This window comes from Nitrospirillum iridis, from assembly GCF_014205765.1.
Lineage (GTDB): Bacteria > Pseudomonadota > Alphaproteobacteria > Azospirillales > Azospirillaceae > Nitrospirillum > Nitrospirillum iridis.
In genome coordinates this window covers 195120-209994 of the sequence record NZ_JACIIZ010000002.1, presented here as the reverse complement: position 1 = coordinate 209994, position 14875 = coordinate 195120, and the positions used below count along the sequence as shown (strand labels likewise).

Sequence of the window (14875 nt, the reverse complement as noted above, 5' to 3'; positions counted from 1 at the left end):
GTCCCGAGCATCCCCCGACTCCGATGACCCGCCAACGCGACCGGACTTCGAGGTCCTCTCACAGCACCAGCGTATAGAATCGGGAATCCACCGCCATACGGGGGAAACCCGCAGGCAGGGCGTCGGGCGCCACCACCTGGAATCCGTTCTTCCCATAGAAGCGATGGGCCGCCAGGAACTTGTCGGTCGTTCCCAGATAGAGGGCGCGCAGGCCCTGTGCCCGGGAATGATCCAACAGCACATTCAGCAGGCCGGCCGCCAACCGGTGCGGCGCGCCGCGGTGGCTGGCCGCGACGAACATCTTGCGCAGGGCCCCGGCGCCATCGCCGATGTCCTTCAGGGAAACGGTGCCGACCACACGCCCATCATCCACCGCCACCCAGAACTGGCCGGCACCCCTCTGGTAAAAGCCGGGGATATCGCCCAGGTCCGGCTGTTCGGCGTAGGTGATGGGAACGCCAAATTCCTCCCGCTGGATGGGCACGATCAGATCGGCGATGCCCGACTCGTCGCCGGGCCGGTAGGGGCGGATGTCCATGGCGGCGCCTCCGGGATGATCATCAATAGGCGGGGTGCTGGTTCGCCGCCTGGATCAGCACGTCGTCCACCACGCCGTCGCCCATGACCTTGTTGGTGGCTTCGATCAACCAGCGGCGCACCTGCACCACGTCGATCACCTGGCCGGACTTGATCTGTTGCTTGCCCAACTTGCCATACAGCGCCTCGATGTAGGCGTTCTGCAGGCGATAGCGCTGTGCCTTCACCGTCTCCTTCACCTCGTCGCTGGCCACCTGCAACTGGACCTGGAGCAGCAGGTTCTGTTCGATCTGCTTGTCGCCCATGACCGGCAGGACGAAGGGCCCGATATCCACGAACTGGGGCGGCCCCGCAGGCTTCTTTTTCTCTTCCTCGACCTTGGGCTGGCCCTCCTTGCGGACCAGGAAAACATAGCCCCCCACGCCAGCACCGACGAGCAGCAGCAAAGCCAAGACCAACATGACGATTTTTTTCATAGATGAGATATCCGACAGAAGGAACGCGGGCGCAGAAACCATCGCCGCGCGCCATCCTGGCGCCCGGACGTTAAAAAACCATGCGCATCCCAGGGCGCACCCAGGGGCACAACGTCCCCGCTCCTCAGGATAGACCAGGATCAGAAGTGCTGCCACCCGGCGGCGCGGGGGGTGATGTCCCGGCCCATGGCATCCACCAGCCGGGCGGGACCGGTGCCATCCGTCCAGCCGCCGCCGGCCGCCAGGGGCCGCAAGGCCCCGATCTCGGTGACGGTGAGCTTGGCCTTGGCCGCCGCCGCCATCAGGGCGGGGCGGGCGGCGGGCGGGGCGGTGAACACCACCTCGTAGTCCTCCCCACCGGTGACCAGGTCGGTGATGGCGCAAGCGTTGGCCGCGAGCATGCGGCGGGCCGGCACCGACAAGGGGATGCGCTCCGCCTCCAGCACCGCCATCAGGCCGCTTTCGCGCGCGATATGGCCCAGATCAGCCAGCAGGCCGTCGGAAACGTCGGCTGACGCCGTCGCGCCAGCCCGCAGCACCGGCCCGAGTCCCAGGCGCGGTCGCGGCCGGTGGAAACGGTCCAGCAGGAATTCCCGGTCCTCTTCCGGCACGGGGCCCTTGCGTCCTTGGGCCAGGGCCAGTCCCAGCGTGGCGTCGCCGATGGTGCCGGTGACGAAAACCAGATCGCCCGCCCCCGCCCCTTGGCGGTGGACGGCCGCCCCGCTGTCGACCAGGCCGAGCGCGCTGATGACCAGCGTGATCGGACCGTCGGTGACGGTGCTGTCCCCGCCCAACAGGTGAATGCCGAATTCCGCCTGGTCCGCCGCCAGGCCGCTGGCAAATCCCGCCAGCCAATCCTCAGGCAGGGCCCGGGGCAAGCTGGTGACCAGGCTGTAGGCCAGGGGATCGGCGCCTTTGGCCGCAAGGTCGGACAGATTGGTGCGCAGCAACTTGCCGGCCACCAGGGCCGGCGCATCGTCGGGGAAGAAATGGACGCCGGCCACCATGGCGTCGGTGGTCACCACCAGTTCCTTGCCTGGCGGCACGCGGACATAGGCGGCGTCGTCGCGCAGGGCCATGGCGCCGGGGAACCCCTGGGCCAGTGGGCGGAAATAGCGGGCGATGCGGTCGAACTCACCCAGCGGCGCCGTCCCCCCGGGAGGGACGGCGACAGGGGCGCGGGACTCGGGGCCGGTATCCACCATCCGCCTCTATCCGCCCCTTCCTCAGCCGTCAGTCCTGACCGTTGGTGCGGGCCGCCAGTTCGTCCGGGCGAACGATGCGGGCCACCTTGTCCAGAACGCCGTTGATCATGCCGGGTTCCCGGCCGGCGAAAAAGCCATGGGCCACGTCGATGTAATCGTTGATGACGATACGGGCGGCGGTGTCGCCGCCGGCCAGCAACTCCCAGGCGCCGGCGCGCAGGATGGCCCGCAGCAGCAGCTCCAGCCGGTCCAGATGCTGGCGGTCCAGGGCCTGGGTCAGCACCGGGTCGATCTCATGCTGGCGCGAACTGGCGCCCCGCACGATGGCGGCGAACAGCTCACCATCGGCGGAGACGTAGCGGTCGCCGTCCAGTTCCTGCCCCAGGCGGTAATTGGCGTACTCGGTGATGATCACCTCAGGCGAGCTTGACGTCAGCTCGATCTGATACAGGGCCTGAACGGCGTTCAGGCGGGCGACGCTGCGCCGCGCCTTGGCGGAGCCGGCGCGCTTGGGCGGGGGAAGCTTCACTTCCGGCGCGGGGGTGGTGACCTTTTTGCGGGGTGCCATGATCTCGGAAACGCTTTTCGCCAGGAAGGGACAGGATAGTCGAAAGTAGGGAAAGATGGGGCAGCCGGCCAACCGAAAAATTAGGCGGCATAGCGGGCCTGCCCAGGAAGCGGACGCGGCCGGCGGTGGAGGAGCTCCCTGACTGTCCGGCGTCCTAACGCGTGTTCAGCCTGAACTGACGCTTCAACTCGATCATCTCAAGACAGGCGCGGGCGGCTTCAGCCCCCTTGTTCTTCTGCGCCATCGACGCGCGGGCCCAGGCCTGCTCCCGATTCTCCACCGTCAGCACGCCGTAGCCCAGCGCCAGGGTGTGGCGCAGCACCAGATCGTTCAGGCCCCGGGCGCACTCGGCCGCCACGGTGTCATAGTGCGTGGTCTCCCCCCGGATGAGGCAGCCCAGCGCGACATAGCCATCGAAACGGCGGCGGCCGGAATAAAAGTCCATGGACTTCACGGAATACTGGATGGCCGCCGGCAGTTCGAAGGCCCCCGGAACCTGGAAATGCTCATACGTCGCCCCGGCCTTGGCGATTTCCGCCGCGGCCCCGCGCACCAGTTCCTCGCCGATATCCTCATGGAACCGGGCCTCGACGATCATCAGGTGGGGGGCTTCGGCCAATCCCGGCTCCTCAGGCGAGGGAGGGGCGCGGGGGAATGGCGCGCTGGCTGTGGATGGTCAGGCCATACCCGTCCAGTCCCACCGGGGTCTTGGGATTGTTGGTCAGCAGATCCAGTTCCTTGACCCCCAGGTCCAGCAGGATCTGCGCGCCCACGCCATAGTCGCGCAACTGTCCGCTGTCCGGCGCGCCGGCGCCATCCAGCGCCCGCAGCCGGTCCAGCAGCGAGAAGGGTTGGGCGTCCCGGATGACAACGATGACGCCCCTGCCCTCGCGCGCCACGGTCGCCATGGCGATGTCCAGGTCGCCCGCGCCCTGCCGGCGCACGTCGCCCAGCAGGTCGTGCACCACCTCAAGCGCGTGCATGCGGGCCAACACCGGCCGGCCATCGGCCACGTCGCCCATGACCAGGGCCAGATGCTCGGCCGCCGTGATGCGGTTCTTGTAGACGTGGACGGTGAAATGACCGCCGTGACGGCTTTCGATGCCGGTGGTGTAGGTGCGCTCCACCAGCGTTTCGGTACGGCGGCGATAGGCGATGAGGTCGGCGATGGTGCCGATCTTCAGTCCATGTTCGGCGGCGAAGGGCAGCAGGTCCGGCAAGCGGGCCATGGTGCCGTCATCCTTCATGATCTCGCAGATCACGCCGGCCGGCAGCTTGCCGGCGAGCCGGGCGAAATCCACCGCCGCCTCGGTATGGCCGGCACGGACCAGGACGCCCCCGTCGCGCGCCACCAAGGGGAAGATGTGGCCGGGGGTGGCGATGTCCTGCGGGCCGCTGGCGGGGTCGATGGCGACGGCGATGGTGCGGGCGCGGTCGGCCGCCGAAATGCCGGTGGTGACCCCTTCCCGCGCCTCGATGGAGACGGTGAAGGCGGTCTGGTGGCGGGACGCGTTGTCCCGCGACATCAGGGGCAGGTTCAGCCGGTTGATCTGGGCCGTGTCCATGGACAGGCAGATCAGGCCGCGGCCATGCCGCGCCATGAAATTCACGGCGGCGGCATCGCAGCATTCCGCCGGGATCACCAGGTCGCCCTCATTCTCCCGGTCCTCGTCATCGACCAGGATGAACATGCGGCCGGCGCGGGCCTCTTCGATCAGTTCCTCGGGGGAGGACAGGGCCACGACGGCCGGAATGTTGCTCATTTCGTTTCCACCAATCGGGCGACGTAGCGCGCCAGCATGTCCACCTCCAGGTTCACCACGCCGCCCGCCTTCAGGTGCTGGAACGTGGTCTTTTCCTGGGTATGGGGAATGATGTTGATACCAAAGCGCGTGCCCTCGACCGAGTTCACGGTGAGCGACACGCCGTCCAGCGCCACCGAGCCCTTGGCGGCGATGAAGCGGGCCAGTTCCGGCGGCGCGTCAAACCACCAGCGCTGGCTGTCGCCGTCCGGCTGAACATCGACGATGCGGATCACGCCGTCGACATGGCCATAGACCAGGTGCCCGCCCAGTTCGTCGCCCAGGCGCAAGGACCGCTCCAGGTTCACGGGCGTGCCGGCCTGCCAACCGCCGGTGGTGGTCTTGGAATGGGTCTCGGCGGAAACGTCCACCTTGAACCAGTCCGCGCCCTTCTCCACCACCGTCAGGCAGACGCCGTTGCAGGCGATGGAAGCGCCGATGGCAACCGTCTCCAGGTCGAACCCGGTGGCGATGGTGAAACGGGTATCGCCACGCCGTTCAACAGCGGTGACCTGCCCGACATCCGTGATCAGTCCGGTAAACATGGCCGACAAACTAGAACCGGGCGATGCGGCTGGCGAGTACAAAATGGCGGTTATTTGGGCATGCGGCCGCAGGGCGGTTAAGCGTTTCGCCAACCGCCGGGCGGTCAGGCGATGCGGCGATAGCTCTCGGCCTTGTCATCGCCGGCCGCACGCACGTCCACGAGAGTGAAGCGCGGCGCGCCGTCCAGCCGCTCCAGCCCGAACCCCTGGGCCGCGGCCAGGCCATCGCCGCCGATGACCTTGGCCGCGCGGTACCACTCCAGACGGTCGACCAGATCATCCTTGAACAAGGACGCCGCCAGTTGCGCCCCACCCTCCACCAACACGCGGGTCAAGCCCCGGGCGCCAAGTGCCGCCAACACCGCTGGCAGCGGCATGAGGCCATCGGCGTCGGGATCGATGTCGATCAGATCGACGCCGCATTCCTGATACGCCCGCCGGCGGGCGGCATCGCCGCCGCTGAGCGTCGCCACCCACACCGGCACACGCCGCGCGTCGCGTACCAAGCGGCTGGTCAACGGCAGACGCAGGCGACTGTCCACCACCGCGCGGATGGGGGAGCGCTCCTCCAGCCCCGGCAGCCGGCAGGTCAGTTCGGGATCGTCGGCCAGGGCGGTGCCGATTCCCACCATGATGGCATCGTGGATGCTGCGCAGGCCATGCCCCCAGGAACGGGCGACGGGCCCCGTGATCCACTGGCTTTCATGGGTGCGGGTGGCGATGCGGCCGTCGAGCGTGGTGGCCAGTTTCAGCGTCACCATGGGCCGCCCCTCCGTGACGCGGCGCAGGAAGCCCTCGGTAACCAGCCGGGCCTCCTCGTCCAGCAATCCCACCTCGACGATGATGCCGGCGTCGCGCAGGCGGGCGATTCCCCGGCCGGAGACGCGGGGGTCGGGGTCGCCGATGGCCACCACCACCCGGGCCACGCCCGCGGCGATCAGGGCGTCGGCGCAGGGGGGCGTCTTGCCGACATGGCTGCAGGGTTCCAGCGTGACATAGGCCGTCGCCCCCTCCGACGCGTTGCCGGCGTGGGCCAGGGCCATGGTCTCGGCATGCGGTCGGCCGCCCGGCTGGGTCCAGCCCCGCCCCACGACGCGGCCGTCCTTCACCAGCACACAACCCACCGCCGGGTTGGGCGCGCACCGGCCCAGGCCCCGCGTGGCGAGAGCCAGGGCCGCGCGCATGTGCGCGACGTCATCTGCGGTGAAATGGGTGTGGGACGTTGTCATGGGATGCGGCCTCTCCTCCTTCATCAGGATGGGCCGTCAGGCGGGGCCAGTTCAAGCCCCGCCCGAAGTGCCGGAAAAACGTCAGGCTTCCGGATCGGTCTTCAGATGGCCGACGAACTCATTGAAATCGGCCACCTCACGGAAGTCCTTGTAGACCGAGGCATAGCGGATGTAGGCGATCTGGTCCAACTGGGCCAGCGTATCCATCACCATGCTGCCGATCTGCTTGGACGGGATTTCCGTCTCACCGGACGATTCCAGCTGGCGAACGATGGAGTTCACCACCCGGTCGATGCGGTCGGCGTCCACCGGCCGCTTGCGCAGGGCGACCCGCATGGACCGCAAGACCTTCTCGCGGTCGAAGGGTTCGCGCTGCCCGGTCGCCTTCACCACGGTCAGCTCGCGCAGTTGCACGCGCTCGAACGTGGTGAAGCGCGCGCCGCAGGAGGGGCAGAAGCGGCGGCGGCGGATGGCGGAATTATCCTCGGTCGGCCGAGAATCCTTCACCTGGGTGTCGTCGTTACCACAAAACGGGCAGCGCATTACTCCTGGTCCCCCTCCTGGAACGGCTGTTTCTCAGCCTATGTTAGTAGATCGGGAAGCGGTGGCAGAGCGCCTGCACCTTTTCCCGCACCCGGGCCTCGGCGGCGGAGTTGTCGCCGTTGGACTTGGCCAGCGCGTCCAGCACCTCGATGATCATCTCGCCGACCTGGCGGAACTCCTCGGTGCCGAAGCCGCGCGTGGTGGCGGCCGGGGTGCCCAGACGGACGCCCGAGGTCACCATCGGCTTCTCCGGATCGAAGGGCACGCCGTTCTTGTTGCAGGTCATGCCGGCGTGTTCCAGGCTGACCTCGGCATCACGGCCGGTCAGCTTCTTGGGACGCAGGTCGACCAGGACGATGTGGCTGTCGGTCCCGCCGGAAACGATGTCCAGGCCGCCCTTGATCAGGACATCGGCCAGCACCTGGGCGTTGGCCTTCACCTGCGCGGCGTAGTCCTTGAACTCCGGCTTCAGGGCCTCGCCGAAGGCCACGGCCTTGGCGGCGATGACATGCATCAGCGGGCCGCCCTGCAGGCCAGGGAACACGGCGGAGTTGATTTTCTTGCCGAGATCCACGTCGTTGGACAGGATCATGCCGCCACGCGGACCGCGCAGGGTCTTGTGGGTGGTGGTGGTGGTGACGTGGGCATGGGGAATCGGGCTGGGGTAGACGCCGGCGGCGACCAGGCCAGCGTAATGGGCCATGTCCACCATCAGGTAGGCGCCGATCTCATCCGCGATGCGGCGGAAGCGGGCGAAATCGATCTCGCGCGGATAGGCGGAGGCGCCGGCGATGATCAGCTTGGGCTTGTGCTCACGGGCCTTGGCCTCCATCGCGTCGTAATCGATGCGGTGGTCATCCGGGCGCACGCCATAGCTGACGACGTTGAACCACTTGCCCGACTGGTTGGCGGCGGAGCCATGGGTCAGGTGGCCGCCGTGGGTCAGGTCCATGCCCATGAAGGTGTCGCCCGGCTTCAGCAGGGCCATGAACACCGCCTGGTTGGCCTGGGCGCCGGAGTGCGGCTGCACATTGGCGTAGGCGCAGCCGAACAGCTGCTTGGCGCGGTCGATGGCCAATTGCTCGGCCACGTCGACATACTCGCAGCCACCGTAGTAGCGCTTGGAGGGATAGCCCTCCGCGTACTTGTTGGTGAGGACCGAGCCCTGGGCCTCCAGCACCGCGCGGGACACGATGTTCTCCGACGCGATCAGCTCGATCTGATCCTGCTGACGGTGCAGTTCGTCACCGATGACGCGGGCGAGATCGGGATCGGCCGCCGCGAGCGTATCGCTGAAGAAACCGGCGCTCTGAGTAAAAGCCATTCTGACAACCCTCTATGATGCGGATCCACGATCGCAGGACCCGCGCCGGGGCGCCGGTCCCGGGTGCGCCTCAGCCCAGCATGGCAACGCGCCGGGCGTGACGTCCCCCTTCATACGGCGTGGATAGGAAAGCCAAGGTGCAATCGCGCGCCACCTCCAGCCCGACGATGCGGGCGCCCAGCACGAGGACGTTGGCGTCGTTGTGCTGGCGGCAGAGGCGGGCGGTGGTGATGTCGTGACACAATGCCGCACGGACGTGGCGATGCCGGTTAGCGGCGATGCTGATGCCGATGCCGGTGCCGCAGATCAGGATGCCGGACTGCGCCCGCCCATCGGCCAGGGCCGCGGCCACGGCGTCGGCGAAATTGGGATAGTCGACGCTGGCGGGCCCGTCGGTGCCGAGGTCGAGCACGGCCACGCCCTGCTCCTCCAGCAACGCCTTCAGCCCGGCCTTCAACTCAGTGCCGGCGTGATCGGAAGCGATGGCGAACGTCTTGGCGGTCATGAGGCCCAACACCCGTTTTTCAAAGGCGCTACCGGGGGCACGCCCCACCGGCCCGCCCCATCGGCGCCATCCCAGTCCCGGCGTGGCCGCCAATGGTGAGGCGCCACAAGAAGTGGGGGCTGAAAACCGTGTGGACACTACCAGATGCGCCCCGCCCGCACCAGTTCCGGGATCCGCAGCCGTTGCAGCCAGGATATGCCCAGCACGCCGATCTGGCGACTGAACCGGATAAGCGCAGAGACCACTGCACATTTGTTCAATATAGCCACCTGCGACCGCAATAGGGGCCCAATGTAGCAACCCAACCGTGAAGCCCACAATCCGTCTAAAATTGTCCGGATGTGACGGACATCACAATGAAGGGCCGGAGAGCCAACTATCCCCCCTCAAACAAAACAGGATAAACACTTTAGAGAAGCTGGGAAGAACAGGCCTACATCGACAGGCCGATCCGAATTAACATTGACATGGCATTATGACTGTGCGAGGGGTAGCGACACTTCGTTCCAATGTGTCAAGGCAGTTGAAATGATTGAACAACAGGACGGCGATCTGCGCACGTCTCAACTTCTCCGGATGACGTCGGAAATCGTTTCTGCCTATGTTGGCAAAAATGCCCTGCCGGCTCAGCAGATCCCTGAGATCATCAGCACCGTGTACGGCTCACTGGCCGGGCTCGACACGCCGCAGGTTGAGGCGCAGCCGGAACCGCAGCGTCCCGCCGTGCCGGTCCGCAAGTCGGTGACCCCCGAATACATCGTCTGCCTGGAAGACGGCAAGAAGCTGAAGATGCTGAAGCGGCATCTGCGCTCCACCTACAACATGACGCCGGACGAATACCGCGCCAAGTGGGGCCTGCCGGCGGATTATCCCATGGTCGCCCCGAACTACGCCGCCCAGCGGTCGGAGTTCGCGAAGAAGATCGGCCTAGGCAAGGCCCCGGCCGATCAGCCCCGCCGCCGCGCCTCCTGAGCCGTCGACGGACACGGCCCAGCCTCCGGCTGGGCCGCCCAAACGAAAACCGCCGCCCTCCCGGGACGGCGGTTTTTGTTTGGCGCTATAGCCGGCTGCGTTTAATCGGAACCACAGCCGGCTATAGCTCAGTCTGTCCGCGAGCGGCTTCACGCCCAAAGGCGATTCCGCCTTCGGGCGATCCGCTCTAAGCGAAGATAAGGCTACGGAAAGAAAAAGGCGTCAAACCAAGATACCCCTGGGCCGCTTCTTCTTGGCCAGGACATAGCGCAACTTGGCGACCACCACGCGGCGCAGATGCTCACGCGGAAGGTTGGCCGGCCCCTGGATGGAAACCTCCACGCCCGTATTGGCGTCGATGGCCGTCGCCTTCACGATCTGGCCAATCCGATGGTATTCGACATAGACCTCGTCGTTCCCGGCCATCCCCGGTTTCCCGATAAAAACGCGGCGACTTAGGCGGCGGAGCTGGCCGGATAGTTGGTGTAGTCCAGGGCCGAGGTCCAGAACCGCTCCAGCTTGCGCATCAGGTCGTTGGCCTTGTTCAGCTCCTCGGCGGACAGGCCGGCCTCACCCAAGGCGCCCACTTGCCGCTCGAACAGGGTGTTGATCTTGTCCCGCAGGGCAATGCCTTTTTCCGACAGGCGCACGCGCACGGAGCGGCGATCATGGGCCGACCGCTCCTGCGTCAGATAGCCGTTCTCATGCATCTTCTTGACGTTGTAGGAGACGTTGGAGCCCAGGTAATAGCCACGGGCGGTCAATTCCCCCACCGTCAGTTCATCCTCGCCTATATTGTAGAGGATCAGGCTCTGAACGTTGTTGATATCCTGCACGCCCTGGCGGTCCAACTCCACCTTCAGCACCTCCAGAAAGTGCCGATGCAGCCTCTCGATCAACAGGATGCTGTCGTAATAAGGTTGCTTCAAAGCCCTCTCCTTCAACTAAACCGTCGATATAGCAGTGTTCGACGGGCAAAAAGACCGCTAGGAACCGGGGGGATACGCAGATTCCATTGAACGGACAAGAGTCTAGCGCATCACCCCCGGGTAATCGACCCGATAATGTAAGAAAAGCTCAGAATCTCCCGACCTGGCAGCGCCGTCCCTACCCCCAAAGGATAGGTGAGGCAATCGTTTGTCCGACATATCCCTTCCGGATGGGTACGGCGCGCGCCTCGGCCGGATCACCGCTAAGTGCGTATCTCAATCGGCGAAGTCGAGATCGCCCTGGGGGACAGGCTCGAAGTGGCGCGCCACCTCAGACTCGGACACCTCGGCAAGGGTGGCGGGTAGCCATTTCGGCTGACGGTCCTTGTCCACGAGTTGGGCCCGGATCCCCTCGTAGAAGTCGTGGCCGGCCATCACCGCCTGGGTCATGCGGTATTCCATGACCAGCACGTCCTCGATCTCCATCGCCACGCCCCGGCGCAACTGTCGCAGCGTCACCTTCAGGCTGGTGGGCGACATGCGGGACAGGGTTTTGACCGTCTCCGCCGCCCAGGCGTCGTCGAAGCCCTGGGTCTCATCGCACAGGCAGGCCAGGATGTCCTCCACCGTCTCGGCGGCGAAGCTGCGGTCGATGGACGGCAGGTGGGCGGCCAGCGGCGCCTCACCGGGGAAGACGGCATGGCGCGCCAGCACACCGTCGACCGTCGCCAGGGCGTCGGCGCCATAGGTCGCCGCCGCCAGTTCCTCAATCACCGCGGGCAACCGGGCCGAGGGGATATGGTGGGTGCCGATGCCGGCATAGCCGGCGTCGGCGGCGCCCAGCCGCGCGCCGGTCAGCGCCAGATAGGTGCCCAGTTCGCCCGGCAGGCGGGAGAGGAAATAGCCGCCGCCGACATCCGGGAACAGGCCGATGCCGGTCTCCGGCATGGCCAGCATGGTCTTTTCCGTCGTGACGCGATGGCTGCCGTGCACCGAAAGGCCGACGCCGCCGCCCATGGTGATGCCGTCCAGCAGGGCGACATAAGGCTTGGGATAGCGCTTGATGCGGCGGTTCAGCCGGTATTCCTCCCGGAAGAAATCGCGGGCGACGGCGCCGTCGCCTTCCCCGCGCAGCAAGGCCTTGCCACTGTCCCAGACGGCCCGGACATCGCCGCCCGCACAGAAGGCCCGGTCACCGGCCCCCTGGATGACCACCGCCTTGACAGCCGGATCGCGCGCCCAGGCGGCCAGCTGCGGATCGATGGCCCGGATCATGTCCAGGGTCAGGGCGTTCAGCGCCTTGGGCCGGTTCAGCAGGATATGGCCAATGGCGCCCCGCACGGCGCAGATGACATGAGGCTGGTCCGCCCCGGCGTCCACGATCTCGTTCATTTCCTCATCCCCCAGGTTAGGCCCTTGAACCAGGTCCTTTAAATTTATGGCTTATCGTCGGGGCGCGATAGCGGCTGGCGGCCGCTCCCCGGACGCGATCATAAGGAGGGACGCTGGCGCGCGCCAGTCCGGCGGACGTCCCGCGACCGGGCAGGGCTGCGTTGCCGGCGGCGGGCGGCAGAGTCTCCCACCCGGTCTTGAGGGGCGGGGGGACGGGGCGTAGCATCCCCGAATATCCCGCCCGCGGATATCCCACACGGACTTGGAGCCTTCCCATGGTCGATCATTCCTCCCTGCCCCGCCGCTTCGGTGGCGATCCCCGCCAGCGTCCGCGCCGCAACCGCGTCGACGCCTGGACGCGCCGGCTGGTGGCGGAGACCCGGCTGTCGGTCGATGACCTGATCTGGCCGGTCTTCGTGGTGGACGGAGAGAACTGCCGCGAGCCGGTGCTGTCCATGCCGGGGGTGGAGCGGCTGAGCATCGATCTGCTTGTCCCGGCCGTGGCCGAGGCCCGCGATCTGGGCATCCCCTGTGTCGCCCTGTTCCCCTGCCTGCCGGCGGACATGAAGGACCCCATGGGCAGCGAAGCCACCAACCCCGACAATTTGATGTGCCGCGCGCTGCGCGCCATCAAGCGTGAGGTGCCGGACATCGGCACCCTGGGCGACGTTGCCCTGGATCCCTACACCAGCCATGGCCATGACGGCATCGTCACCGACGGCCATATCCTGAATGACGAGACGGTGGCCGTGCTGGTGCAACAGTCGCTGGTCCAGGCGGCGGCCGGCTGCGACATCATCGCACCGTCCGACATGATGGACGGCCGCGTGGGCGCCATCCGCGACGCGCTGGACGAGAGCGGGCATGAGCTGACCCGCATCTGCGCCTATGCGGCCAAGTACGCCTCCGCCTTTTATGGCCCCTTCCGCGATGCGGTGAAGACCGGCGGCCTGCTCAAGGGCGACAAGCGCACCTATCAGATGGACTCCGCCAACACCAACGAGGCCTTGCGCGAGGTGCAGCTGGACCTGGAGGAAGGGGCGGACATGGTCATGGTCAAGCCGGGCCTGCCCTACCTGGACATCGTCCACCGGGTGAAGGCGGAATTCGGCGTGCCCACCTTCGCCTATCAGGTCAGCGGTGAGTTCGCCATGATGAAGGCCGCCGCCCAGAACGGCTGGATGGACTATGAGAAGTCCTTGCTGGAGACGCTGCTGGCCTTCCGCCGCGCCGGCGCCGACGCCATCCTGACCTATGGCGCCGTGGACGCCGCCCGGCTGCTGCGCGGCGGCCGCTGACGCCAGCCGCCGACGGGCACGGGCGTGGCCCCGGGCAGGCGTCCCGGTCCACGCCCGTCCCCCGCCCCGCTATTCGGGATCGTGGCAGACGGCTTCGATGTTGTGGCCGTCCGGATCCAGGATGAAGGCCCCGTAATAATTGGGATGGTAGTGGGGGCGCAGTCCGGGCGCGCCGTTGTCGCGTCCGCCGGCGGCCAGCGCCGCCGCATGGAAGGCGTCGACCGTCGCCCGGTTGGCCGCCGCGAAGCAGATGTGCAGGGCGCCGCCCTGGAGACGCCGGCCGGTTCCGATCCAGAAATAGGGTTTGCCGCCGCTGCCATAGCCGGCATGGGCGCCGGCCCCCGTCATCTCCGCCGTGATATCCATCAGTCGGGTGACGCCCAAGGGGGCGAGGGCATGATCGTAAAAGGCCGTGGACGCCGCGAAGTCAGCGACGGAAATGCCAATGTGATCCAGCATGGGAATGACCCTCCCAGATGTTTATTATCGCATCCCCATCATGCCAGCGTTTCCAGAAAACGCATCAGGCATCGATCAACCCAGGTGCCGGCAAGGCCGCCCGGCTGTTCCCCTACCGGTCGCTCCCCCATCGGCTGATCGCGATCACCGTGGAACCCGACATGCCCCCCCTGGGGGACGATCAGGGGGATCAGCGCCGGATGGGCCGCCCAGTCGAAGGCGCGATAAGGGTCAGGGGCGATCCAGGGATCGTCCAGGGCATGCACCACCAGGGTGGGCCGGCTGATTCCACGCAGGAACCGGAGCGCGCTGTTGACCCGGTAATACTCTTCCGCGTCGCGCCAGCCATTGGCTGGCGCCACATAGCCGTCGTCGAAGTCGTAAATGGTGCGGGCGCGGACCACGGCCGCCAGCCACCCGGCCTCATCGCTGCCGGGCGCGGCCGGCATGGCCAATGTCTCCGCCTTCATCTGGCGCAGCAGCCAGAGATGGTAGGGGCGGTTGCGGGCCTTCAGGAAGCGGCGGGAGGTGGCGGACAGGTCGATGGGCGCCGAGACCGCCATGGCCCCGCGCACCGCCGGCGGCAGGCCCGGCTCCCCCATCAATTTCAGCACCATGTTGCCGGCCAGCGAATAGCCCGCCACGACGATGCCGCCCGCCGTCAGGCCGGGATGGCCGGCGGCCAGCCGCGCCAGCACGGCGCGGGCGTCGGCGGTGCGCCCGGCGTGATAGCGTTGGCGCGTGCGGCCGACGAAGGGGCCGGCGCCGCGCAGGTTCAGGCGCAGGGCGGCATGACCACGCGCCAGCGCGGCGGCGGCGGCGGAACGGATGTAGGGACTGTCCTCCGACCCGGCGAGACCATGGACCAGCACCACCAGGGGGCGGTCGCCGACCGACTCCGCCGGCTGGTGCAGCGTGCCGGCCAGGCAGTCGCCGGTGCCGTCATCCATGGGGAAGAGCAGCGCCTCCCCCACGGGCAAGGGATGTCGGGGGCGGCGCAAAGTGTTGCGCAGGGTCTGGAGATCGGGGCCCCACCACGGCGCCCGCGGCCGGAAGGGCGGATAGCCCGGGGGCAAGGGCGGCACGGAATC

The 14875-nt window shown here is 67.1% G+C and carries 18 protein-coding genes; 2 read left to right on the top strand and 16 right to left on the bottom strand.

What is annotated here, in order from left to right:
* Window positions 1–58: 58 nt before the first annotated feature.
* From FHS74_RS03935 to rpiB, 11 genes are all read right to left on the bottom strand, one after another.
* On the bottom strand, window positions 59–538 hold the full coding sequence (locus FHS74_RS03935) for a GNAT family N-acetyltransferase (protein ID WP_184797669.1): 480 nt from the start codon (window positions 536–538) through the stop codon (window positions 59–61).
* Window positions 539–560: 22 nt separating this feature from the next.
* On the bottom strand, window positions 561–998 hold the full coding sequence (locus FHS74_RS03930; RefSeq protein WP_184797666.1) for a hypothetical protein: 438 nt from the start codon (window positions 996–998) through the stop codon (window positions 561–563).
* A 155-nt stretch (window positions 999–1153) separates the two neighbouring features.
* On the bottom strand, window positions 1154–2218 hold the full coding sequence (thiL, locus tag FHS74_RS03925; RefSeq protein ID WP_184797664.1) for a thiamine-phosphate kinase: 1065 nt from the start codon (window positions 2216–2218) through the stop codon (window positions 1154–1156).
* Window positions 2219–2246: 28 nt separating this feature from the next.
* The gene (gene nusB / locus FHS74_RS03920) at window positions 2247–2786 is read right to left on the bottom strand and encodes a transcription antitermination factor NusB (RefSeq protein WP_184797662.1); all 540 of its coding nucleotides are present in this window, start codon (window positions 2784–2786) and stop codon (window positions 2247–2249) included.
* A gap of 154 nt (window positions 2787–2940) precedes the next feature.
* Window positions 2941–3405, bottom strand: coding sequence for a 6,7-dimethyl-8-ribityllumazine synthase (gene ribH, locus FHS74_RS03915; RefSeq protein WP_184797660.1), 465 nt, complete (start codon window positions 3403–3405; stop codon window positions 2941–2943).
* 10 nt (window positions 3406–3415) lie between these two features.
* Window positions 3416–4549 carry a 3,4-dihydroxy-2-butanone-4-phosphate synthase gene (ribB, locus tag FHS74_RS03910; protein ID WP_184797658.1) on the bottom strand — a complete coding sequence of 378 codons (1134 nt, stop codon included), beginning with the start codon at window positions 4547–4549 and terminating at the stop codon, window positions 3416–3418.
* Complete coding sequence (locus FHS74_RS03905) at window positions 4546–5133, bottom strand: riboflavin synthase (protein WP_184797656.1); 588 nt, start codon at window positions 5131–5133, stop codon at window positions 4546–4548. The genes ribB and FHS74_RS03905 overlap by 4 nt, the downstream gene beginning before the upstream one ends.
* Before the next feature lie 104 nt (window positions 5134–5237).
* The gene (gene ribD, locus FHS74_RS03900) at window positions 5238–6362 is read right to left on the bottom strand and encodes a bifunctional diaminohydroxyphosphoribosylaminopyrimidine deaminase/5-amino-6-(5-phosphoribosylamino)uracil reductase RibD (protein ID WP_246462903.1); all 1125 of its coding nucleotides are present in this window, start codon (window positions 6360–6362) and stop codon (window positions 5238–5240) included.
* Between the two features lie 81 nt (window positions 6363–6443).
* Complete coding sequence (nrdR, locus tag FHS74_RS03895; protein WP_145730306.1) at window positions 6444–6905, bottom strand: transcriptional regulator NrdR; 462 nt, start codon at window positions 6903–6905, stop codon at window positions 6444–6446.
* A 43-nt stretch (window positions 6906–6948) separates the two neighbouring features.
* A complete protein-coding gene (gene glyA, locus FHS74_RS03890) occupies window positions 6949–8229 on the bottom strand; it encodes a serine hydroxymethyltransferase (protein ID WP_184797654.1) in 1281 nt (426 codons plus the stop codon).
* Between the two features lie 70 nt (window positions 8230–8299).
* The gene (rpiB, locus tag FHS74_RS03885) at window positions 8300–8734 is read right to left on the bottom strand and encodes a ribose 5-phosphate isomerase B (RefSeq protein WP_184797652.1); all 435 of its coding nucleotides are present in this window, start codon (window positions 8732–8734) and stop codon (window positions 8300–8302) included.
* Window positions 8735–9262: 528 nt separating this feature from the next.
* Here rpiB and FHS74_RS03880 point away from each other — a divergent pair.
* Window positions 9263–9706 carry a Ros/MucR family transcriptional regulator gene (locus FHS74_RS03880; protein WP_184797650.1) on the top strand — a complete coding sequence of 148 codons (444 nt, stop codon included), beginning with the start codon at window positions 9263–9265 and terminating at the stop codon, window positions 9704–9706.
* A gap of 222 nt (window positions 9707–9928) precedes the next feature.
* On the opposite strand, the gene FHS74_RS03875 is transcribed toward FHS74_RS03880, so the two are convergent.
* The 3 genes from FHS74_RS03875 to FHS74_RS03865 form a co-directional block, all read right to left on the bottom strand.
* Window positions 9929–10132, bottom strand: coding sequence for a DUF6898 family protein (locus tag FHS74_RS03875; RefSeq protein WP_184797648.1), 204 nt, complete (start codon window positions 10130–10132; stop codon window positions 9929–9931).
* 29 nt (window positions 10133–10161) lie between these two features.
* Window positions 10162–10635, bottom strand: coding sequence for a MarR family winged helix-turn-helix transcriptional regulator (locus FHS74_RS03870; RefSeq protein ID WP_184797646.1), 474 nt, complete (start codon window positions 10633–10635; stop codon window positions 10162–10164).
* 276 nt (window positions 10636–10911) lie between these two features.
* The gene (locus tag FHS74_RS03865; protein ID WP_184797644.1) at window positions 10912–12027 is read right to left on the bottom strand and encodes an enoyl-CoA hydratase/isomerase family protein; all 1116 of its coding nucleotides are present in this window, start codon (window positions 12025–12027) and stop codon (window positions 10912–10914) included.
* Between the two features lie 275 nt (window positions 12028–12302).
* Here FHS74_RS03865 and hemB point away from each other — a divergent pair, with 275 nt between their 5' ends.
* Window positions 12303–13325 carry a porphobilinogen synthase gene (hemB, locus tag FHS74_RS03860; RefSeq protein ID WP_184797642.1) on the top strand — a complete coding sequence of 341 codons (1023 nt, stop codon included), beginning with the start codon at window positions 12303–12305 and terminating at the stop codon, window positions 13323–13325.
* 69 nt (window positions 13326–13394) lie between these two features.
* On the opposite strand, the gene FHS74_RS03855 is transcribed toward hemB, so the two are convergent.
* On the bottom strand, window positions 13395–13784 hold the full coding sequence (locus FHS74_RS03855; protein WP_184797640.1) for a VOC family protein: 390 nt from the start codon (window positions 13782–13784) through the stop codon (window positions 13395–13397).
* 38 nt (window positions 13785–13822) lie between these two features.
* The gene (locus FHS74_RS03850; protein WP_211106093.1) at window positions 13823–14869 is read right to left on the bottom strand and encodes an alpha/beta fold hydrolase; all 1047 of its coding nucleotides are present in this window, start codon (window positions 14867–14869) and stop codon (window positions 13823–13825) included.
* Window positions 14870–14875 lie beyond the last annotated feature (6 nt).